The organism is Variovorax saccharolyticus (assembly GCF_030316765.1).
GTDB classification, from domain to species: domain Bacteria; phylum Pseudomonadota; class Gammaproteobacteria; order Burkholderiales; family Burkholderiaceae_C; genus Variovorax; species Variovorax saccharolyticus.
The window spans coordinates 728,059-749,153 of the sequence record NZ_JASZYT010000002.1; the positions used below are offsets into that span (position 1 = coordinate 728,059).

Sequence of the window (21,095 nt, forward strand, 5' to 3'; positions counted from 1 at the left end):
CCAACCTGGGGGCGAGCTCAAGTTTTCGAGCTCAAGTTTTTCGCCGCAGCGCCGATATACGGTCAGCGCATGCCGCTCGCCGTTCGGGCGAGCCGGCGGTCGCGACGAGGAGCCAGTGTGAATCTGAGGTCGGTGCGGGGTCGCTGCGGCACGCGCCCGAAGGGGCGGGGATGAGCTTGGCCGTCTATGGCTACGACGCCTTCAAGGTGCTGGCCTTCGCCGCGCCGGTGGCGGGCTTCGCTGCGGTCGCCCACGTGCGCGCGAAGCGACGCCGGGAGCAGGCGCGGCGGACCGAAAGTGCGAGCCGCAGTTGCCGCAGCGTCTTCGTCGAAGTGCCGGGACTGCCGGGCGCGCCCGCGGCCATGGTGTCCTTCGAACTCACGCCGCAGTTGCTGGGCTGGCTCGCCGCCGCCCAGAGCGGGTCGCTCAAGGGCATCGACACGCCCGATGCCGTGATGCTGGCCTTCGACGTCGAGGCGGCATGGAAGGGCCTGCGCCTGGCCGGGGCCGACCTCGATCCGGACGCCCGCAGCCAGCTGGTGGCGACCCGGGAGCGCTTCTTCGTGCGCTCGATCGACGCCGGCCGCAACAGCGCCGCCGTGTCGCTGCAGTCGATGCTCGAGGCGCATCGCAGCCTCGCCGAGGGCGAGCCGCTGCATTGCTCGGTCGATGGCGCGATCGGCGTGAAGCCGGTGCGCCGGCTGCGGGTCGAGGCCGCCGCCGTGGCCCGGCAGTTCTACTGGGTGCGTGCGAACAGCCCTCCGCCCTCGCAGCCGCCGCCGAGTTAGGTAGGATTGGCGGCCGCCTCCTGCTTGCGGGGCGGCCTCGCAATTCAAGGACTCTGCATGACCACCCCCAGCTACCCCGACACCCGCCTGCTGATCGATGGCGAATGGTGTGACGCCGCCAGCGGCAAGACCCAGGACGTGATCAACCCGGCCACCGGCCTGCCGATCGGCAAGGTGGCCTTCGCGGCGACCGCCGACCTCGATCGCGCACTCGATGCCGCCCAGCGCGGCTTCGAAGCCTGGCGCCGGATTCCGGCCAACGAGCGCGCCATCACCATGCGCAAGGCAGCCGCACTGCTGCGCGAGCGCGCCCCCGAGATCGCCCGCATCCTCACCCAGGAGCAGGGCAAGCCCTTCGCCGAAGCCCGCGGCGAAGTGCTCGCCGGCGCCGACATCATCGAGTGGTTCGCCGACGAAGGCCGCCGCGTCTACGGCCGCATCGTGCCCTCGCGCAACCTCGCAGCGCAGCAGCTGGTGCTGAAGGAGCCGCTCGGCCCGGTCGCCGCCTTCACGCCGTGGAACTTCCCGATCAACCAGATCGTGCGCAAGCTCGGTGCGGCGCTGGCCAGCGGCTGTTCCTTCCTGTGCAAGGCGCCGGAAGAGACTCCGGCCTCGCCGGCCGCGCTGCTGCAGGCCTTCGTCGACGCCGGCGTGCCCAAGGGTACGGTCGGCCTGGTGTTCGGCGACCCGGCGCAGATCTCGAACTACCTGATCCCGCATCCGATCATCCGCAAGGTCACCTTCACCGGCTCGACGCTGGTGGGCAAGCAGCTCGCGGCACTGGCCGGCCAGCACATGAAGCGCGCCACGATGGAGCTCGGCGGCCATGCCCCGGTGATCGTCGCGGCCGACGCCGACGTCGAACTGGCCGTGAAGGCCTCGGGCGGTGCCAAGTTCCGCAATGCGGGCCAGGTGTGCATCTCGCCGACCCGCTTCCTGGTGCACAACAGCATCAAGCAGGCCTTCGCGCAAGCCATGGTCAAGCATGCCGAAAGCCTCAAGCTCGGCGACGGCCTGGCCGAGGGCACGACGCTCGGGCCGCTGGCCAATGCGCGCCGCCTGGGCGCCATGGCCAAGGTGCTCGAAGACGCCCGCGCCACCGGCGCCAAGGTCGCGACCGGCGGCGAGCGCGTGGGCAGCAGCGGCAACTTCTTCGCGCCCACGGTGCTGACCGACGTCTCGCTCGAGGCCGACGTCTTCAACAACGAGCCCTTCGGCCCGATCGCGGCGATCCGCGGCTTCGACTCGCTCGACGAGGCGATCACCGAGGCGAACCGGCTGCCCTTCGGCCTGGCCGGCTACGCCTTCACGCAGTCGATCAAGAACGCCCACCTGCTCTCGCAGCGCATGGAAGTGGGCATGCTCTGGATCAACCAGCCGGCCGCGCCGTCGCCCGAGATGCCCTTCGGTGGCATCAAGGATTCGGGCTACGGCTCGGAGGGTGGTCCGGAGGCGATGGAGAACTACCTCAACACCAAGGCCGTCTCCATCATGGCGGTGTAGGGCTCGCCCCCCAGGTTGCCCGGCACTTCGTGTCCGGGCGCCCACCCCCTGACCTGGGGGCAACACCAGCGGCCTGGCGAAGCCAGTTCCGCGGTGTTTCACCAACGGGCCGGGCTGCGCCGGCCTTCCCGCCTCTTGCCGTTTTGATGAGCGGCTCTTGCGTCATTGGCGGCGGGGACCACAATGGCGGGCATCATGCAAAACGCCTTGCTCCGCCGGATCCTTGTGTGTGTCTGCCTCCTGCTGCCGGCGCTGGTCTGGTCCCAGACCCAGCTCGGCAGCGCCGCTGCGCTGCTGGCCAAGCACGAAGCGGTCAAGTCGCAGTTCGACAAGAACGCCTTCAACCGGCCGCTGGTGCTCGAATCGAGCGAGGCCTCGGGCCAGTTGAGCGGCCACATCTTCGCCCTGGTCGACCACCCCTTCGCCCAGGTGAGCGGCGCGCTCACCAAGCCGGCCGTGTGGTGCGACGTGCTGATGCTGCATCTCAATACCAAGTACTGCGCGGTGCGCGAAGGCGGGGCAGGGACGATGCTGGCCGTGTCGGTGGGCCGCAAGTTCGACCAGCCGCTGTCGGACGCGCAGCGCATCGAGTTCGTCTGGCAGCCGCCGGTCTCGGCGGCGGACTACATGAGCGCGCGCCTGAGCGCCGACAAGGGGCCGCTGTCGACCCGGGACTACCGCATCGAGTTCGAGGCGACGCCGCTGCCCAACGGCAAGACCTTCATCCACATGGCCTACGCCTACGCCTACGGCACGGCGGCGCGGATCGCGATGCAGGGCTATCTCTCCACCCTGGGCAGCGACAAGGTCGGCTTCAGCGCCAAGGACAAGGACGCCTCGGGCCAGCCCAACCTGGTGGGCGGCGTGCTCGGCGTCGTGGAGCGCAACACCATGCGCTACTACCTCGCGATCGATGCCTACCTCGATGCGCCGGCCGAGGCCCAGCTGCCGCAGCGCCTGGCACAGTGGTTCGACAGCACCGAGCGCTATGCGCGCCAGCTGCACGAAGTGGAGCGCGCCGACTACCTCGAGATGAAGCGCAACGAATACAAGCGGCTGAAGACTCCCCAATAGGCGGACCCCCGGAAAAGCGCTCTTGCGTTCGAATCAGTTGCACATGTATCCTTGTGTATCTGAAAGGATCCGCCGCATGGAAATGGATTTCCACCTCCACAAGGTACAGGCGCTGAGTCCCAAGGCGGCCAAGATCGCGCTGCGGATGCTGGACCGCGATCCGCGCGTACCGACCGAATGGGTGATGGCGCTGCGTCCGGCACTGGTCGAACGCAGCAGCGAGGCGGAATCCTTCGGCGGCACCGACTGGATGACGATCGCAGCCATCGAGCGGCCCGGCATCCGGCGCTTCACGGAGCGCTTCGAGAGCCGGGAGCAGCGACATGCGCGGCTGTGGGTGCTGAGCCTGCGGACCGCGACCAAGCGCCATGACCGCGGCCAGCCCGACGAGAGCGTGTACGGCGCCCTCTAGCGGCGCACGCGAGCCAGGCGCCGGGCGTGGTCGCGCCTGCGGGCGCCGAGGCCTATTTCTTCTTCCCCTTGAGCAACTCGCCGCGGCGCTTCTGCACCTCGGCCAGCCGTTTGAGTTCGGCCGCGCAGTCGGCCTGCGTCGCGACCAGCACGACCGGACTGCGCCGCAGCGAGGTGACGGTCTTCTCGACCTGGACCGGGTCGCGGTTCTTGACGACCAGGCCAGCCGCCACCGCGGCTCTGGACTGCTTGTAGAAGGCCTTTTCGAAGGCCGGCGTGCCGCAGCGCGCGGCGATCACGCGGAAGTCCGCCTCCTGCTGCTCGCCGGCCATCAGCGCGGCATCCGCGGCCTGCTGCGCGCCGGCCGTCGAAGGCATGCCGATGCTGGCGGCCATCATCACGGCGGCGATTGCGAATGTTGTTTTCATCTGTCCCCCTGCTTCCTGGAAATGCACTGTCGCGAGCCTCATGGTACGACCGCGACGGCCCGTCTGCCATCGCCAATGGTGCTCGGCCCGATTGCCCGAAAGGGCAATGAGCCTTGCCCGATGGGCCAATTTCCAGCGCTCGCGCCGGCACCCAAGATGGTCGCGTCACCCACGCAACGCGAATCGGCCAGCGAGATGCAGAACGCTCAACTCGACGAGGAATCGGCATGACGCTCTCGAAGCACTCCTTGCGGGGTGCCATGGCGGCGGCATCACTCGCGGTCAGCCCGGCCTGGGCCCAGGACGACTCGGACCTGCAGAAGAAGCTGGCGAACCCGATCGCCGACATCGTCACGCTGCCTTTCCAATGGACCACCAACTTCAATGCCGGCCCGTTCGAGAAGCCCCAGTACACGCTGAACATCCAGCCGGTCTACCCGGTCAAGATCGGGGGCGGCTGGTCGCTGATCAATCGGGCCATCGTTCCGCTGCTGTCCAATCCCGCGCTGCTGCCGGGCCAGGATCGCAAGGACGGCCTCGGCGACATCACCTACGAAGGCTTCTTCGCGCCGACGCCGAGCGCGGGCGGCTGGATCTGGGGCGTCGGGCCCGCGATGGTGATGCGCACCGCGACCGACGAGCGGCTGGGCGCCGGCAAGTGGTCGCTGGGACCGGCGGTCGTCGGAATCAAGGAGTCCGGGCCCTGGACCGTCGGCGCGCTGGCGACGCAGGTCTGGTCCGTCGCGGGCGACGACAACCGCCCGAACGTGAGTGCGTTCACCTTCCAGCCCATCGTCAGCTACCGGCTGGATTCGAAGCAGTCGCTCGGCTATGTGGGCATCGTCACCGCCGACTGGGAGCAGACGCGCTCGAGCCAGCGCTGGACGGTGCCGCTCGGCGTCTCCTATTCGCTGCTGGTCCGGCCTGAGGGCTTCGTGCCGATGAACTTCGTCGTCGGCGCAGGCTATAACGTGATCCGGCCTGACAATGCGTCGGACTGGTTCGTCCGGTTCCAGGTCAATTTCGTTCTTCCCAAATGAGGAGTCCGGCATGCGCGCGAACGACACACTGAAGGGGCTCGCCATCGCGGCGGCGATGGCAGCCGCGGCCACGGCCTCAGCCACCCCGCTGAGCTACTACAACGGCATGCGCGAGACGCCCATCACCAAGTTCAGCAAGGCCGACATGGAGCTGATGAGCAAGACCGTCTACGGCGCCCTCGACTCGGGCGCCGACGGCGTCAAGGTCAGCTGGGCGAACGCGGCCGGCTCCAGCAGCGGCAGCGTCACGCCGGCCAAGGATCCCAAGGGCCGCGCCGCCTGCCGGCTGGCGGAAATCGAGAATCGCTACAAGACGCTGCTCGGCGCGGGCAGCTACATCTTCTGCAAGAACACCAAGTCGAAGACGCCGCCATGGGTGCTGGTGCAGCCGTGGACCGAAGGCTGATCCGGCGCTGGAATCCCTGACGCACCAAGGAGCATCCGTCATGCCGGCATTGCGCGTTCTGCTTCTGCTTCGGGGCGCCGTCGGCGTGTTGTTCGCGCTGGTCGTGCTGCTGGCGCCGGCTTCGACGCCGGTCGCGCAGGCCCTCGGCCGCAACGGCCTCTATGCGCTGTGCGACGGCTTGCTCGCCCTGGCGGTGGCCTTCTCGCTGTCGAAGGCGGCACGCTTCAACTGGCTCTTCGTGCTGGCGCTGGTCGACGCGCTGATCCGGCTCGCGATCGGCGCCGTGGCCCTGGCCTACCCCGACATCGAGGCCCGCATCCTGGGCTCGGTGGCCTTCGTGGGCGGCACCGTCACGGCCTGCATCGCGCTCGGTGCGGTCGGCCTGATCTACGTGCTGGCCGGCCGGCGCGCGGGGCAGCGCGGCGGCGCGGCGGCGGCGCTGTTCGTGAGCGCCTGCACGCTGCTGCTGGGCGTCGGTCTGCTGATCGGCTTCGGAAGCGCCGAAGCGCGTCATCTGCTGATCGGCCTCTTTGCGCTGGCGGTCGGCCTGTGCCTGCTCGTCACCGGCTTCCGGCTCAAGAGTTCCCCTGCCGCTTTTCCGGTCTAGAAGAGGAAGAGCGAACCGCTGCTCAGGAGGACTCTTCGCGCACGACGCAGCGAAAGCCAAGGTGGCAGGTCGAGGTGTCGATCGGCTGCGCCATCCGCGCCGCCGGCCGGTAGCGGTGGCAGTAGTTCGGCGCGCACAGGTGCGAGCCTCCCTTCATCACCCGCCGTGGAATGCGCACCGCGGGCGTTCGCGGGTCGTAGCTGTCCTCGAGCGCACCGCCGCGCGGGTTGTCGAGCGTGCAGCAGGCGTGCGCGATGCGGCCGTGCTCCTGGTACCAGTCGGTGGTCCATTCCCAGACGTTGCCCGCCATGTCGTAGAGGCCGTAGCCGTTGGGCGCGAAAGAGCCGACCGGTGCGGTCCACTGGTAGCCGTCTTCCAGCAGGTTCTGCCACGGGAACTGGCCCTGCCAGGTGTTGGCCATCGACCGGCCGCGGACCTTGAATTCGTCGCCCCAGCAGTATTCGGCGCCCTCGAGGCCGCCGCGGGCCGCGAACTCCCATTCGGACTCGGTCGGCAGCGACTTGCCGGCCCAGCGCGCGTAGGCTTCGGCATCCTCGAACGCCACATGCACCACGGGATGCTTCCACAGCCCCTGCAGGGAACTGCCGGGCCCGCGCGGATGGCGCCAGTCCGCGCCGCGCTGGTAGGTCCACCAGTTGTGGGGATTGCCGAGGTCCACCGGTCCGGGGGTCTGCTGGAAAACGACCGAGGACGGCGCCAGCAGTTCGGGATCGGCGCCGGGATAGTCCTCCGCCTTGGCCGGGCGCTCGGCCAGCGTGACGTGGCCCGTGGCATCGACGAAGCGCTTGAACTCGGCGTTGGTCACCGTGTGGGTGTCGATCCAGAAACCCTTCACCGCCACGCGGTGGGTCGGTGCTTCCTCGGGATAGTGGCGGTCGGAGCCCATGAGGAAATTGCCCTCGGGGATCCACACCATGGCAGGGTGCGGGGCGGTGCGGGGACTGGCGGCTGCAGGACTTTGCATGGAGACAGTATCAGGCGGCACCGGCGACGCTGGCGCTGTCCGGCGTCATCCCCAGCTGGCCGACGGCGCGCACCAGGTCGGCGAGCGAGCTCACTTCCATCTTCTCCATGACATGCGCGCGATGGGCCTTGACCGTGCGCTCGGCGGCGCCGAGCTGGGCGCTGATCTGCTTGTTGAGGGCGCCGTTGACCACCATCTCCATGACCTGGCGCTCCCGCGGGCTGAGCCGCGAATAGCGGGTCTGCAGGGCGCAAAGCCGCCGGCGTGCCTGGCGCCGTGCGGCATCGTCCTCGATCGCCTTGCGGATCACCGAAAGCAGCATCTCCCCGTCCACCGGCTTGAACAGGAAATCGGTGGCGCCGGCCTTCATCGCCCGCAGCGTCTCGTGCACGGTGGCCTCGGCGGTGACGAAGATGACGGGCAGCGGCTCGGGCTGGCTGGCGATCATCTCCTGCAGGTCGAGCCCGCTCGGGCCGGGCATGTGGATGTCCAGCACCAGGCAGCCGGGCGCGCTGCCGATGCCCTCGAGCAGCATCTCGCCCACCGAACCGTACTCGACCACCTGGAGCCCGGCAGTCCGCAGCAGCCGCTGCATCGCGTGCCGGAAGGCGACGTCGTCGTCGATCAGGCGAACCGTTGGTGTTTCCCTGTCCGCAGCAGAAAGATTCTCATTTCCCATGCCATACCTCCTGGTCCCGGCGAAGCCACCGTCCGGATCGGTGGGCTGTTGCGCCGGCAACGAGGATGCATTGAACACGGCGCCTCAGGGCATGACAAGCTGCCCTTTGGTGTAAGCGAGAGCCATTTGATTACTTTTGTAGTTATTTTGTTTACGGAAATCAGGATGTCACAAGCGCCAAGGCGAAAAAAACCGGCCCTGCTTTCGCCGGGCCGGTTCCTTGGGTAGCCAGTCGCCTGATCAGAGGGCGGCTTGGCGCGTGCTGCTGACGCGGGCGCCGCCGAACTGAGAGGGGATCACGCTGCCGGCGAAGGATTCGCGGCGCACGTTCTGGTTCGGCGCATGGGCGGCGGCGACCGCCTCGGCGCGCACCGTCGAGCGGTCGCGGCTGCTGGCGATGGTGGTCACGCCGTTGCCGTAGCCTTCCGCGTAGGGATTGGCGCTGCGCGCGGCCACGGCGGCCTGAGCGCTCAATTCGGCGCGGCTGTTCGCGGAAGTCAGGGCGTGCACGCCGTCATAGATTTCGGCATGGGCGCCGGCAGCGGCGAGCAGCGACAGGGAGGCGGCGGCGATGAGGTGCGAGGTCTTCATTTGGATTCCTTTGTTTGGATGGATCGTCCGGAGCGCTCCTGGGCGATCCGTGGGGCAAGTTTAGGCCCGGGATCTAGGTAGAAACCCGCACAAAAAGAATCGCGGTGTTGCCGGCAACGAAACAATGAGGGGGGTCACGGTGCGGCGTAGCGCGGGATAACCGAAGCGCGAAGACTTCGCCGCATGCCATGGCGAAATTGCAATGACGGCCTCGATCGGCCTCGATCGGCCTCAATCGGGCTCGAGCCGCCGCCCGTAGGCGCCGAAGCTGGCCGCCTTCAGCGCCTTCATCATGACCTTGGCCGCAGGCGAAAGCAGGCGGTCGGTGCGCGTGATGATGCCGAAGGCGTCCATGTGGCAGGGGATCTCGACCGGCAGCAGCGCGACGATGCCGTGGGCCGCGTAATAGCGCGCCACATCGGTGGCCAGCACCGCGACCATGTCGCTCTGCTGCAGCATGCGGGTGATGAACAGCAGGGCGGCGGTCTCGATCACGTTGATCGGCGGCGCCAGTCCTTCCTCCTGGAACATCAATTCGAAGCGATGCCGCAGCACGCTGCCCGCCGGCGGCACGATCCAGCCCGCCGAGACCAGGTCCCGCAGGCCGAGGCCGCTCATCCCCAGCAGCGGATGGCCGGGCCGCACCAGAGCGCACACCGGCTCCTCGGTCAGGGCTTCGTAGCGCAGGTTGCTCTTGTCGTGTTCCGCGAACAGCCGCGCCACCAGCAGATCGAGCTTGCCCTGCTCGAGCCGATCGAGCAGCACCGGGCTGGTCTCGATCTCGACCGACACGCGCAGGTTCGGATGCTCGCGCTTGACGGCCGCCACCGCCGGCGGCAGCAGCACCAGGCCCGGCGCGGTGATGACGCCGATGTTGACCTGGCCGGCGCGCCCCGCCTTGAGCGCATCGACTTCGTCGTGCGCCTGGTTCAGGCTCGCCAGCGCCACCCGTGCGTGGCGGATCATGATCTCGCCATACCAGGTCGGCCGCATGCCGCGCGGAAGGCGGTCGAACAGCGACACCTCCAGCACGTCCTCGAGATCCTTCAGCAGCTTGGAGGCGGCTGGCTGCGTCATGTTCAGCACCATGGCCGCCCGATGGATGTTGCCTTCTTCCGCCAGGGCCACCAGCAACAGCAGCTGCCGGGTCTTGAGGCGCGCACGGATGAACCAGTGCGTGTAGTTCGTCATGGGGTTTACCTGAATGCTTCTTCGGGTATGGATTCGATCCAAATATTGATTGGAAAGATATCGGTGCGATTCCTAAACTCGCGCCACTGTGAAGCGAAGCGATCTCCAGCAGAAGGCACGGCAATACATCAACGGCCGCTGGCAGAGTGGCGTCACCTCGGGCCTGAGCGAGAACCCGTCCGACACCCGCGAAGTGGTGACCGAGTACGCGCGTGCCGACCGCAGCCAGGCCGAACTGGCGATCCGCGCCGCGGCCGACGCCTTTCCCCATTGGAGCCAGAGCACGCCCCAGCGGCGCGCCGACGTGCTCGACCAGATCGGCAGCGAGATCCTGGCGCGCCGCGAAGAGCTCGGGCTGCTGCTGGCGCGCGAGGAGGGCAAGACCCTGCCCGAGGCGGTCGGCGAGGCTGCGCGGGCCGGCCAGATCTTCAAGTTCTTCGCCGGCGAGGCGCTGCGCGTGAGCGGCAGCCAGGTGCTGGCCTCGGTGCGTGCCGACGTGCAGGTGGACGTGACGCGAGAACCGCTCGGCGTGGTCGGGCTGATCACGCCGTGGAACTTCCCGCTGGCGATCCCGGCCTGGAAGATCGCGCCCGCGCTCGCCCACGGCAACAGCGTGGTCTTCAAGCCCTCCGAGCTGGTGTCGGCCTGCGGCTGGGCGCTGGCCGAGATCATCAGCCGCGCGGCGCTGCCGGCGGGCACCTTCAACCTCGTGATGGGCAGCGGGCGCGAAGTCGGCCAGGCGCTGGTCGACAGCCCGCTGGTGGATGCGATCAGCTTCACCGGCTCGGTCGCCACCGGCGAGCTGGTCCTGCAGGGCGCGGCGCGCCGGCGCGCCAAGGTCCAGCTCGAGATGAGCGGCAAGAATCCGCTGCTGGTGCTGGCCGACGCCGACCTCGCGCGAGCGGTCGATTGCGCGGTGCAGGGTGCGTACTTCTCGACCGGCCAGCGCTGCACTGCCTCCAGCCGCCTGATCGTCGAGGCCCCGGTGCACGACGCCTTCGTGGCGCAGCTGCGCCAGCGGCTGGCATCGCTCAAGGTCGGCCATGCGCTGGAGCGCGGCACCGACATCGGGCCGGTGGTCGATCGCGTGCAGCTGGCGCGCAACCTGGCGGCGGTGGCCAGTGCGCGCGAGGAGGGCGCCGAGCACGTGTGCGGAGGCGAGGCCCTGCAGCGCGCGACGGTCGGCCACTACATGAGCCCGGCCCTGTTCCTGGCGCGGCCCGAGCAGCGCATCGCGCGTGAGGAGATCTTCGGCCCCGTGGCCTGCGTGCTGCGGGCCGACGACTACGCGCATGCGCTGCAGATCGCCAACGACACGCCCTTCGGGCTCTGCGCCGGCATCTGCACCACGTCGCTGGCGCGGGCGATGCACTTCAAGCGCCATGCGAAGGTCGGCATGACGATGGTCAACCTGCCCACCGCGGGGGTCGACTATCACGTTCCCTTCGGCGGCCGGAAGGCCTCCAGCTATGGCCCGCGAGAGCAAGGCCGGCATGCGGCGGAGTTCTACACCAGCGTAAAGACAGGGTACGTGCATGCCTGAGACCTCGCGGGACAGACCAAGAAACTGCGCAGCAGTTCTTGCTCTGTCCTCGACTGACTAGAGTTTTCTCACCACGCCAACCAGGAGACATCATGAAACTGACCCGTCGCACGCTCAACATCGCGCTGGCCTCCGCCACGCTGTCCTCCCTGCTGCCGGCCACGGCCTTCGCGCAGAAGAAGCCGGTGCTCGGCTTCGCCCAGGTCGGCGCCGAAAGCGAATGGCGCACCGCCAACACCGAGTCGATCAAGTCGGCCGCCAAGGAAGCCGGCATCGAGCTCAAGTTCTCCGATGCGCAGCAGAAGCAGGAGAACCAGATCAAGGCGATCCGCTCGTACATCGCGCAGAAGGTCGACGTCATCGCCTTCTCGCCGGTGGTCGAGTCGGGCTGGGACACGGTGCTGCTCGAGGCCAAGGCCGCGAAGATCCCGGTGGTGCTGACCGACCGCTCGGTCAACACCAAGGACGATTCGCTCTATGTGACCTTCATGGGTTCCGACTTCGTCGAAGAAGGCCGCAAGGCCGGCCGCTGGCTGGTCGAGAAGGAGAAGGGCAACGCGGGCCCGATCAACATCGTCGAACTGCAGGGCACGGTGGGCTCGGCGCCGGCGATCGACCGCAAGAAGGGCTTCGAGGAGATCATCAAGGCCGATCCGAAGTTCAAGATCATCCGCTCGCAGACCGGCGACTTCACGCGCGCCAAGGGCAAGGAGGTGATGGAAGCCTTCCTGAAGGCCGAGGGCAAGAAGATCAACGTGCTCTATGCGCACAACGACGACATGGCGATCGGTGCGATCCAGGCGATCGAGGAGGCGGGCATGAAGCCGGCGCAGGACATCATCATCATCTCGATCGATGCCGTGAAGGGCGCGTTCGAGGCCATGATCGCCGGCAAGCTCAACGTCTCGGTCGAGTGCAGCCCGCTGCTGGGCCCGCAGCTGATGGCGGCGGTGGCCGACATCAAGGCCGGCAAGCCGCTGCCCAAGCGGATCCTGACGAAGGAAGGGATTTTCCCGATGGAAGTCGCCAAGGCCGAATTCCCCAATCGGAAGTATTGACCACCCCCGGCTTGGCTCACTTCGTGTAGCCGTCTCCCCCTCTAGGGGGCAACACCGGCGGACCGGCGAAGCCGGTTCCGCGGTGTTTCACGAACAAGCGGCGCGCTGGCGCGGCCGCAGAGTACTTTTGGAGAGCATGGACAGCTTGACTTCTCCCGACGCGCCGGTGCTGCTGCTGCGCGGCATCGACAAGCAGTTCAATGGCGTCCCGGCGCTGTCCGGCGTGGGGCTGCGCCTGCGCGCCGGGGAGATCCATGCGCTGCTGGGGCAGAACGGTGCCGGCAAGTCGACCTTGATCAAGGTGCTGACCGGCGTCTATCCGGCCGACGGCGGCGAGATGGCGCTGGCCGGCCAGCCGATCCGGCCGGCGTCGCCGCTCGATGCGCAGCGCCTGGGCATCAGCACGGTCTACCAGGAGGTGAACCTCTGCCCGAACCTGTCGGTGGCGGAGAACATCTTCGCCGGGCGCTATCCGCGCCGCGGCCTGGCGCAGGGCTGGCGGATCGACTGGGCCATGGTGCACCGCGAGGCGCGAGCCCTGCTGGCGCGGCTCGATGTCGACATCGACGTCACGCAGCTGCTGTCGAGCTATTCGGTCGCGGTGCAGCAGATGGTGGCCATCGCGCGTGCGCTGGGCCTGTCGTCGAAGGTGCTGATCCTCGACGAGCCCACCTCCAGCCTCGACGACGAAGAGGTCAGGAGCCTGTTCGCGGTGTTGCGGCGGCTGCGCGGCGAAGGTCTGGCGATCCTGTTCGTCACGCACTTCCTGAACCAGGTCTACGCGGTGTCCGACCGCATCACGGTGCTGCGCAACGGCGGCTGGGTCGGCGAGTGGCCGACCGCCGAGCTGGGGCCGCAGGCCCTGATCTCGGCGATGGTCGGGCGCGAGTTCGCGGCGCGGGCCGGCGGCCATGCGGAACTGCCGGCCATCGAAGCGGCGGCGCCGGCGCTGCTCGAGGCCGAGGGCCTGGGCCAGCGCGGCCAGCTGCAGCCGGTCGACCTGCAGGTGCGCAGCGGCGAGGTGGTCGGCCTCGCCGGGCTGCTCGGCGCGGGCCGCACCGAACTGGCGCGGCTGCTGTTCGGCCTCGCCCGGCCCGACCAGGGCCGCTTGCGCGTCGATGGCGTGGTGGTCGAGCTCGCGAGCCCGGCCGACGCGGTGAAACACGGCCTCGCGCTGTGCCCCGAGGAACGCAAGACCGACGGCATCGTGGCCGAGCTGTCGGTGCGCGAGAACATCGCGCTGGCGCTGCAGGCGCGGCGCGGCGTGCGCAACACGCTGTCGCGCGCCGAGCAGGCCGCGCTGGCCGAGCGCTTCGTGAAGGCGCTGGGCATCAAGACCGCCAGCATCGAGACGCCGATCGGCCTCTTGTCGGGCGGCAACCAGCAGAAGGCGGTGCTGGCGCGCTGGCTGGCGATCGAGCCGCGGCTGCTGATCCTCGACGAGCCCACGCGCGGCATCGACGTCGCCGCCAAGCAGGAGATCATGGACGAGATACTGAAACTCGCGGGCGGTGGCATGGCGGTGCTGTTCATCTCCTCCGAGATGAACGAGGTGGTGCGCGTGTCGCACCGCATCGCGGTGCTGCGCGACCGCCGCAAGGTCGGCGAACTGGTCGGCGGCAGCAGCGAGGACGCGGTGTATGAACTGATCGCGGCGGACACATGAACGCCATGTCCGGATCCATCGCCCGGCTGTTTCGCCATCGCCTGGCCTGGCCGCTGGTCACGCTGGCGATCCTGCTGGCGATCAATGCGGTCTTCAATCCGAGCTTCCTGCACCTCGAATGGCGCAGCGGCCATCTCTATGGCAGCCTGATCGACATCCTGAACCGCGCGGCGCCGCTGGTGCTGGTGTCGCTCGGCATGACGCTGGTGATCGCCACCCGCGGCATCGACATCTCGGTCGGCGCGGTGGTGGCGATCGCAGCGGCGATCGCGGCCTGGATGATCGGCGGCTCGCTGAGCAGCAGCGGGGCCGCGCAGGCCAGCCGCTTTCCGATGTGGCTGGCGATCATGGGCGCGCTCGGTGCGGCGCTGGCGTGCGGCCTGTGGAACGGCCTGCTGGTCGCGCGCGTCGGCATGCAGCCGATCATCGCGACGCTGATCCTCATGGTGGCCGGACGCGGCATCGCGCAACTGATCACCGGCGGCCAGATCATCACCATCTACTACACACCCTTTTTCTTCATTGGCAGCGGCTACCTGTTCGGGCTGCCGTTCTCGGTCTACGTCGCCGGCCTGGTGTTTGCGCTGCTGTACCTGGCGATCACGCGCAGCGCGCTCGGGCTGTTCATCCAGGCGGTGGGGATCAACCCCGGCGCGGCGCGCGTGGCCGGGGTGCGGGCGCGCCGCATCATCGGCGGCGCCTACATGTTCTGCGGCTTCTGCGCCGGCGTCGCCGGCCTGCTGATCAGCTCCAACGTCAAGAGCGCGGACGGCAACAACGCCGGCCAGCTGCTCGAACTCGACGCCATCCTGGCCGTGACGCTGGGCGGCACCGCGCTGACCGGCGGCCGCTTCAGCCTGGTCGGCAGCGTGATCGGCGCGCTGATCATCCAGACCCTGACCTACGCGATCTATTCGCTCGGCGTGCCGCCCGAGATCAACCTGGTGGTCAAGGCGGTGGTGGTGTTCGCGGTGATGCTGCTGCAATCGGCCGAGTTCCGCGCCAGCCTGCGGCACCTGGCGCAGCGGCCGGCGCAGGGAGCGTCTTCGTGAGCGCGGTCGTGTCGAACGACCGCGAGGCCAACGCGGCAGCGGCCGCGCCTCGGCGGCCCGCGGGCGGGCGCCTCAATCCGAAGTACCTGCCGCTGGCGGCGACCATCTCGCTGTTCATGCTGATGGCGAGCCTCGGCTCGGTCTTCTACGACGGCTTCTTCTCGCCGCAGGTGTTCCTGAACCTGCTGATCGACAACGCCTTCGTCTGCATCGTCGCGGTCGGCATGACCTTCGTGATCCTGTCGGGCGGCATCGACCTGTCGGTCGGTTCGGTGATCGCGCTGACCACCATGGTCTCGGCCTCGCTGGTGGAGAAGCACGGCTGGAGCCCGGCGATCGTGATCCCGCTGGTGCTGGCGATGGGCACCCTCTTCGGCGCCTTCATGGGCCTGCTGATCGAGCGCTTCAGGCTGCAGCCCTTCATCGTGACGCTGGCCGGCATGTTCCTCGCACGTGGCCTGTGCTATCTCATCAGCATCGACTCGATCAGCATCACCAACGAGTTCTACGCCAAGGTCTCGCAGTGGCGCCTGCCGGTGTGGGGCGATGCATCGATCTCGCTGTCGGCCCTGATCGCGCTGGCGGTGGTGGCGCTGGCGGTGTTCGTCGCCCACTTCACGCCCTTCGGCCGCGCGGTCTATGCGATCGGCGGCAGCGAGCAGTCGGCGCTGCTGATGGGCCTGCCGGTGCGCTCCACCGTGGTCGGCGTCTACACGCTGTCGGGCTTCTGCTCGGCGCTGGGCGGCGTGGTCTTCACCTTCTACATGCTGTCCGGCTACGGCCTGCACGCGGTCGGGCTCGAACTCGATGCCATCGCTGCCGTGGTGATCGGCGGCACGCTGCTCACCGGCGGGGTCGGCTACGTGGTGGGCTCGCTGTTCGGCGTGCTGATGCTGGGCATCATCCAGACCCTGATCTCGTTCGACGGCACCTTGAGCTCGTGGTGGACCCGCATCGTGGTCGGCGTGCTGCTGTTCGTCTTCTGCCTGCTGCAGCGACTGTTCACGGCGCGCGGCACGGCGTCGCATTGACGACGAACTCAATCCTTCCAGAACGGACGCAGATCGGCCAGCCGGACCAGCGCCTGTCGGCACAGCTTCGCGCTGGCGGGCTGGTTGGCGGCGAGCCAGCCGACCGCGAACCAGGCCGCGCCGTCGTGCGCGGCATGCGCCCGGAAGGCCGCCATCGCGATCGCGGCGTCGTTGTGCGCGCCGAGCGCGTCCTGTGCCGGCTCGAGTTGCGCCAGGAAGCGCTCGGCGGCACGCCGGCCGAACAAGGGTGCGACGAATTCACCCAGGTAGCGCAGCCGCTTGAGGCGCTTGCGCACGCGATGCTGCTGTTCGGGCTCCAGGCGCTCGAAGCGCTGGCCGTCCTTCAGCACTTGCCGGTGCAGCGTCGAGAGCCGGGCCCGGATCGCCTTGCGGGCCGAGCCGGGCCCGCTGCCGGATTCGGCCGCGCTGCCATCGGGCACGGGCAGCGAGGCGGCGATCAGGCGCATGAGCACCGACTGGAAGGCGCGGTCACGCACCACCTCCTCGGCCGGCTGGATGGCGGCCGACCCTTCGCCGAGGTCGACGGGCGGCGCACCGTGGGCCAGCAGCCGCGGCTGCAGGCCCCCCACCACATGGTCCCGGTCGCGCTGCCGTCCCAGCCGGCCGAAAGTCTCGGCCAGCACCGGCTCCCACGCCGGGTCGATGGCCGGTGCGAAGCTGGCCATTTCGCGCAGGGCGGTGCGCAGGCGCCGGATGCCGACGCGCAGCTGGTGGACGTGTTCGGGGTCGGGGCTGCCCGCCGCGACCTCGCTCGCGTTCGGAAGAATCTGGGCCAGGCAGCTGTCGAGCACGGCGCGAAAGAGCTCGGGGCCGCTGGCGCCGGTCTTCAGTCGCGGCGGCGACGCCTTGACCGGTGCGCCGTGCGTCGCGCCGCGCGCCAGCCGTTCACCGCGCTGCGACTTCGAGACCGTGTCGAGCCAGAGGCCGTAGCGGGCGCTCCAGCGGCCGGCGAGTTCGAGCAGCGACGAGGGGCTGCCATGCTTGAGCTCGATCTCGAGTTCGCGCAGCGGCTGCGTCTTGTCGCCGGCCCGCACGCTGCCGACATCGAAGGCGAGTTCGACCAGCGCATCGCCGCTGCGCATCTCGCGCGTGGTGCGCCAGACGTCCGTGCCGTAGAGCGGCACCAGTTCGATCGTCTCGGCCGGGTCGTGGCCGGCCTGGCGCAAGGCCTCGGCGATCCGCTCGCCGACCGGCGTGCCTTCGTGGCGGCCGAGCAGCGGCAGCGGGGTCGCGCTGGCCGGGGCCGGCGGCAACTCGGCGTTGTGCTCCAGGCGCTCGACCAGACTGCGGCCCGGGGCCTTGGCGGTCTGGATCCAGGCACCGTCCTCCTTGCGCACCCGCAAGACGATGCGCTGCGCTGCCAATGCGCCGTCGGCGGTGTCGTAGTAGCGGGCGCGCAGATGGGCGCGGTGCGAGCGCCCGCGAGCCACCGCCGCCTCGACCGCGGTCTGGTGCGCGGCATCGACCTGGAACTTGAGTTCGAATTCCGTCACTGGGCCACTCCGTGACCCGAACGCGTTGGCGTTGGCGTCACTCCTTGAGTTCGCTGACCTGCAGCGACAGATCGTACAGCTTGGACTTGCTCGCGTAGTAGCGATCGAGCCGCCATTCCTTCAGGATGTCCATCGCCAGCTGGAAGCTCTTGTAGTCGAGGTTGTAGAGCGTCACCAGTTCGAAACTGGCCTCGGATTCCAGGGCCAGGACCAGTCGGGCAAGGATCTGGGCGGACGCGTCGGTCGGATCCGTTTCGATGAAGCGGCGGGCGACCTTGATGGCGTTCATGGGGAAAATTCCTTGTTAATACATTCCCCTCACTATAGTCAGCGGCCTCGGCCCATTTGTGACAGTCATATGACAGGCGCGGGCTTTCCCGCGCCGCTGTCATCCAATCTTCAACGAACCGGAGTCTCGGCTTGTCGGATCACGCCGCCGCCCAGCACGCTGCCGGTGACGCTGCTCGAAGCACCCCCGACGACCCTGGCTTCGCAGGCCTCCCGGTCGCTGGCCGGCTGGCGTTCGCAGCGCGCGAGCGCATTCTGCTGCAGGGCGGCAGCGTCCGGAGCCGGGAAGGCGCCGCGGCGCGCCATGTCGGCGGCCGCGCCGCGCTCGCGCAGGCAGGCGTTCCGGTCCTGCATGACGCCATCGCAGGGCAGGGAACCCGGTGCCGGGCCGACGGCGAAGGCGGAAGAGGCGGCGAACAGGCTGCCGGCGGCCAGCAGCGCGGCGGAACAGGAACGCAGGGCGTTTTTCATGGGTCACTCCTTGAGTCATGGCGGCGCGGGCTCGCGCCACCCCAGGGCCTCGACTGTGCGGGCTGGAACTCGAGAAGCGTGTGGGACGGCAAGGCCGCGCGCCCGTCACCCGGCCGCGCATTCTTGTCGGACAGCGCCGCGCCCGGCGGCCGGACCCCGGCCGGCGCGGTCAGCCGGCGGCGATGCGCTTGGCCAGGTGAGCCAGCGCTTCCTCGACCTGGTCGACCAGGATCAGCGACAGGTCGCCGGGCTGCAGCCGGGCCAGTGCGCTGTCGATGGCGATGAACTCGCCGCGGATCTCGTCGACGAAGCTGGTGCGCCGGGCGCCCCGCAGGCCCTGCCGCAGCAGGGCCATCACCTCGCCGTCGGCGCGGCCGCGCTGTGCCGCGTCCTGGTAGAGGATGACGTCGTCGAAAGCCTCGCCGAGGATCGCCGTCTGGTCGCGGATGTCGCAGTCGCGGCGGTCGCCGGCACCGCTGATCACCACCGAGCGCTTGTTGGCGGGCATGGTGTCGACCGCCGCCACCAAGGCGCGCATGGCGTCGGTGTTGTGGCCGTAGTCGGCGATCACGGTGGCGCCGCGGTAGTCCATCACGTTGAAGCGGCCGGGCACGCCGGCGGCATCGTTCTTGAAGCTCGCCAGGCCGCTGCGGATGGTGTCCCAGTCCAGGCCCACGGCCCAGGCCGCCGCCACCGAGGCCATCACGTTGTCGACCTGGAAGCCGATCGTGCCGTTGCGCGTGATCTGCACGTCGCGCAGCGGGATGCGCTCGCGCCAGGATCCTTCGGCCGCCACCAGCGTGTCCTGGTCGACGTAGACGGTGCGCTTGCCCTGCGCCCGGTGCGTGGCCATCACCGGGTGCGTGCGGTCGGCGGTGAAGAAGATCACGCTGCCGGGGCAGGTGGCCGCCATGGCGGCGACGTTGGGATCGGCCGCGTTCAGCACCGCGTAGCCATCGGGCGCCACGTTGCGCACGACCACGCGCTTGAGCACCGCGAGGTCCTCGACGGTGGTGATGTAGTTGAGGCCGAGATGGTCGCCGCTGCCGATGTTGGTCACCACCGCCACCTGGCAGCGGTCGAAGCCCAGGCCCTCGCGCAGCACGCCGCCGCGGGCCACTTCGAAGACGGCCGCATCGACGTCGGGATGCAGCAGCACGTTGCGCGCGCTCTTCGGGCCGCTGCAGTCGCCGCTGTCGGTCTGGCGGCCGTCGACGTAGACACCATCGGTGTTGGTCATGCCGGTGCGCAGTCCGCTGCCGGCCAGCAGGTGGTTGATGAGCCGCGCCGTGGTGGTCTTGCCGTTGGTGCCGGTCACGGCCACCACCGGGATGCGGCCGTCGTCGCCGTGCGCGAAGAGGGTGTCCATCACCGCCTCGCCGACCGCCCGGCCGCGGCCGAAAGAGGGCGAGATGTGCATCCGCAGGCCCGGGGCGGCATTCACCTCGACCACGCCGCCGTGCTGCTCCTCGAGCGGGCGCAGCACGTTCTCGCAGACCATGTCGACGCCGCAGATATGCAGGCCGACCATTTGCGCCGCATCGACCGCGCGCGCGGCGACTTCGGGGTGGACCGTGTCGGTGACGTCGGTGGCCGTGCCGCCGGTCGACAGGTTGGCGTTGTTGCGCAGCACCACGCGCTGGCCGAGCGCCGGCACGCTGTCGGGCTTGAGCCCCTGCGCCTCGAGGCGGCCGATCGCGATGTCGTCTAGCCGGATCTTGGTCAGCGAGGTGGCGTGGCCTTCGCCGCGGCGCGGGTCCTGGTTGACCAGCTCGACCAGTTCGCGGACCGACTTCGCGCCGTCGCCGATCACCTGCGGCGGATCGCGGCGCGCCGCCGCCACCAGCCGGTCGCCGACCACCAGCAGGCGGAAGTCGAAACCCGGCAGGAACTTCTCGACCATCACTTCGCCATAGGCGGCCGCCGAGTCGTAGGCCGCCAGCAGCTGCTCGCGGGTCGTGATGTTGACCGTGACGCCCTTGCCCTGGTTGCCGTCCTGCGGCTTCACCACCACCGGCAGGCCGATTTCCTGGGCCGCGGCCCAGCCGTCCGCGGCATCGCTCACCGGCCGGCCCAGCGGCACTGGCACGCCGGCGGCGTTGAGCAGCTGCTTGGTGAGCTCCTTGTCCTGCGCGATGGCCTCTGCCACGCCGCTGGTGCTGTCGACCTCGGCGGCCTGGATGCGGCGCTGCTTGGAACCCCAGCCGAACTGGACCAGGCTGCCGCTGGTCAGGCGGCGGAACGGGATGCCGCGCGCCACCGCTGCGTCGACGATCGACCCGGTGCTCGGGCCCAGGCGTTCGGATTCGTCCAGATCGCGCAGCTCCGTGATGGCCGCGGTGGCATCGAACTCGGCGCCGGCCTGGGCGGCGTCGATCAGCCCCTTGGCCAGCTCGAGCGCGCGCCGCCCGACGGCCTCCTCGCTGTACTGGAAGGCGACCTGGAACACGCCTTCCTCGAGCGTGCGCGAGGTATGGCCGAAGTTCACCGGGCAGCCGGCCTGCGCCTGCAGGGCAATGGCGGCGTTTTCGAGCACATGCGCCAGGGCCAGCGGCTGGCCGAGCACGATCGGATGCAGCTCGCCGATGGTCGGGAACAGCGCGCGCAGGCGGTTCTCGAAGCCCGGCGAGTGGTCGAGCGCGGATTCTTCCGGCGTGCAGCGCACGATCGCCTCGATGCAGGTGTGGCGGCTCCACAGATTGGGGCCGCGCAGGGCGCGGATGCGGGTGACTTCCATAGCGTTCGTGTGCCGATGGGCCCGGAGGCCCG

General features: G+C 69.1%; 21 protein-coding genes. 12 read left to right on the plus strand and 9 right to left on the minus strand.

Features of this window, described 5'->3' with window-relative positions; translation table 11 throughout:
* Positions 1-170: 170 nt before the first annotated feature.
* The 4 genes from QTI45_RS09560 to QTI45_RS09575 all read left to right on the plus strand — a co-directional run bounded on the left by QTI45_RS09560 (position 171) and on the right by QTI45_RS09575 (position 3,777).
* Positions 171-788 carry a hypothetical protein gene (locus QTI45_RS09560; RefSeq protein ID WP_286368977.1) on the plus strand — a complete coding sequence of 206 codons (618 nt, stop codon included), beginning with the start codon at positions 171-173 and terminating at the stop codon, positions 786-788.
* Between the two features lie 57 nt (positions 789-845).
* Positions 846-2,291 (plus strand): NAD-dependent succinate-semialdehyde dehydrogenase, encoded by a 1,446-nt coding sequence (locus QTI45_RS09565; RefSeq protein WP_286654172.1) that lies wholly within the window; start codon positions 846-848, stop codon positions 2,289-2,291.
* A gap of 195 nt (positions 2,292-2,486) precedes the next feature.
* A complete protein-coding gene (locus tag QTI45_RS09570; RefSeq protein WP_286654173.1) occupies positions 2,487-3,365 on the plus strand; it encodes a hypothetical protein in 879 nt (292 codons plus the stop codon).
* Between the two features lie 76 nt (positions 3,366-3,441).
* Positions 3,442-3,777 (plus strand): hypothetical protein, encoded by a 336-nt coding sequence (locus QTI45_RS09575; protein ID WP_286368980.1) that lies wholly within the window; start codon positions 3,442-3,444, stop codon positions 3,775-3,777.
* A gap of 52 nt (positions 3,778-3,829) precedes the next feature.
* Here the strand turns inward: QTI45_RS09575 and QTI45_RS09580 are convergent, their stop codons facing one another.
* Positions 3,830-4,204, minus strand: coding sequence for a hypothetical protein (locus tag QTI45_RS09580; protein WP_286654174.1), 375 nt, complete (start codon positions 4,202-4,204; stop codon positions 3,830-3,832).
* 227 nt (positions 4,205-4,431) lie between these two features.
* Here QTI45_RS09580 and QTI45_RS09585 point away from each other — a divergent pair, with 227 nt between their 5' ends.
* The 3 genes from QTI45_RS09585 to QTI45_RS09595 are packed head-to-tail and all read left to right on the plus strand — an operon-like array spanning position 4,432 to position 6,257.
* Entirely contained in the window at positions 4,432-5,244 is an 813-nt protein-coding gene (locus QTI45_RS09585; RefSeq protein ID WP_286654175.1) for a hypothetical protein, read from the plus strand.
* 10 nt (positions 5,245-5,254) lie between these two features.
* Entirely contained in the window at positions 5,255-5,650 is a 396-nt protein-coding gene (locus QTI45_RS09590) for a hypothetical protein (RefSeq protein WP_286368983.1), read from the plus strand.
* Between the two features lie 40 nt (positions 5,651-5,690).
* Entirely contained in the window at positions 5,691-6,257 is a 567-nt protein-coding gene (locus QTI45_RS09595; protein WP_286654176.1) for a hypothetical protein, read from the plus strand.
* Positions 6,258-6,279: 22 nt separating this feature from the next.
* Here QTI45_RS09595 and QTI45_RS09600 read toward each other — a convergent pair whose 3' ends face one another.
* The 4 genes from QTI45_RS09600 to QTI45_RS09615 all read right to left on the minus strand — a co-directional run bounded on the left by QTI45_RS09600 (position 6,280) and on the right by QTI45_RS09615 (position 9,703).
* Entirely contained in the window at positions 6,280-7,242 is a 963-nt protein-coding gene (locus QTI45_RS09600) for a formylglycine-generating enzyme family protein (protein WP_286654177.1), read from the minus strand.
* A 10-nt stretch (positions 7,243-7,252) separates the two neighbouring features.
* Complete coding sequence (locus tag QTI45_RS09605; protein ID WP_286368986.1) at positions 7,253-7,921, minus strand: response regulator transcription factor; 669 nt, start codon at positions 7,919-7,921, stop codon at positions 7,253-7,255.
* Between the two features lie 240 nt (positions 7,922-8,161).
* Positions 8,162-8,512: an alpha/beta hydrolase gene (locus tag QTI45_RS09610; RefSeq protein WP_286654178.1), complete on the minus strand. Its 351-nt coding sequence runs from the start codon at positions 8,510-8,512 to the stop codon at positions 8,162-8,164.
* Between the two features lie 231 nt (positions 8,513-8,743).
* The gene (locus QTI45_RS09615) at positions 8,744-9,703 is read right to left on the minus strand and encodes a LysR family transcriptional regulator (RefSeq protein WP_286368988.1); all 960 of its coding nucleotides are present in this window, start codon (positions 9,701-9,703) and stop codon (positions 8,744-8,746) included.
* Positions 9,704-9,791: 88 nt separating this feature from the next.
* Between QTI45_RS09615 and QTI45_RS09620 the strand changes: the two genes are divergently transcribed.
* The 5 genes from QTI45_RS09620 (at position 9,792) to yjfF (ending at position 16,053) form a co-directional block, all read left to right on the plus strand.
* Complete coding sequence (locus tag QTI45_RS09620) at positions 9,792-11,246, plus strand: aldehyde dehydrogenase family protein (RefSeq protein ID WP_286368989.1); 1,455 nt, start codon at positions 9,792-9,794, stop codon at positions 11,244-11,246.
* A gap of 92 nt (positions 11,247-11,338) precedes the next feature.
* Positions 11,339-12,304 (plus strand): ABC transporter substrate-binding protein, encoded by a 966-nt coding sequence (locus QTI45_RS09625; RefSeq protein WP_286368990.1) that lies wholly within the window; start codon positions 11,339-11,341, stop codon positions 12,302-12,304.
* 145 nt (positions 12,305-12,449) lie between these two features.
* Positions 12,450-13,970, plus strand: a complete 1,521-nt coding sequence (locus QTI45_RS09630; protein WP_444813261.1) for a sugar ABC transporter ATP-binding protein — start codon at positions 12,450-12,452, stop codon at positions 13,968-13,970.
* A 5-nt stretch (positions 13,971-13,975) separates the two neighbouring features.
* Positions 13,976-15,022 (plus strand): ABC transporter permease, encoded by a 1,047-nt coding sequence (locus QTI45_RS09635; RefSeq protein ID WP_444813262.1) that lies wholly within the window; start codon positions 13,976-13,978, stop codon positions 15,020-15,022.
* An 8-nt stretch (positions 15,023-15,030) separates the two neighbouring features.
* A complete protein-coding gene (gene yjfF / locus QTI45_RS09640) occupies positions 15,031-16,053 on the plus strand; it encodes a galactofuranose ABC transporter, permease protein YjfF (RefSeq protein WP_444813266.1) in 1,023 nt (340 codons plus the stop codon).
* 8 nt (positions 16,054-16,061) lie between these two features.
* Here the strand turns inward: yjfF and QTI45_RS09645 are convergent, their stop codons facing one another.
* From QTI45_RS09645 to cphA, 4 genes are all read right to left on the minus strand, one after another.
* The gene (locus QTI45_RS09645; RefSeq protein ID WP_286654182.1) at positions 16,062-17,567 is read right to left on the minus strand and encodes a CYTH and CHAD domain-containing protein; all 1,506 of its coding nucleotides are present in this window, start codon (positions 17,565-17,567) and stop codon (positions 16,062-16,064) included.
* Positions 17,568-17,604: 37 nt separating this feature from the next.
* Positions 17,605-17,856 carry a hypothetical protein gene (locus tag QTI45_RS09650; protein ID WP_286368994.1) on the minus strand — a complete coding sequence of 84 codons (252 nt, stop codon included), beginning with the start codon at positions 17,854-17,856 and terminating at the stop codon, positions 17,605-17,607.
* A gap of 110 nt (positions 17,857-17,966) precedes the next feature.
* The gene (locus tag QTI45_RS09655; protein ID WP_286368995.1) at positions 17,967-18,326 is read right to left on the minus strand and encodes a hypothetical protein; all 360 of its coding nucleotides are present in this window, start codon (positions 18,324-18,326) and stop codon (positions 17,967-17,969) included.
* 169 nt (positions 18,327-18,495) lie between these two features.
* Positions 18,496-21,063 carry a cyanophycin synthetase gene (cphA, locus tag QTI45_RS09660; RefSeq protein ID WP_286654183.1) on the minus strand — a complete coding sequence of 856 codons (2,568 nt, stop codon included), beginning with the start codon at positions 21,061-21,063 and terminating at the stop codon, positions 18,496-18,498.
* Positions 21,064-21,095 lie beyond the last annotated feature (32 nt).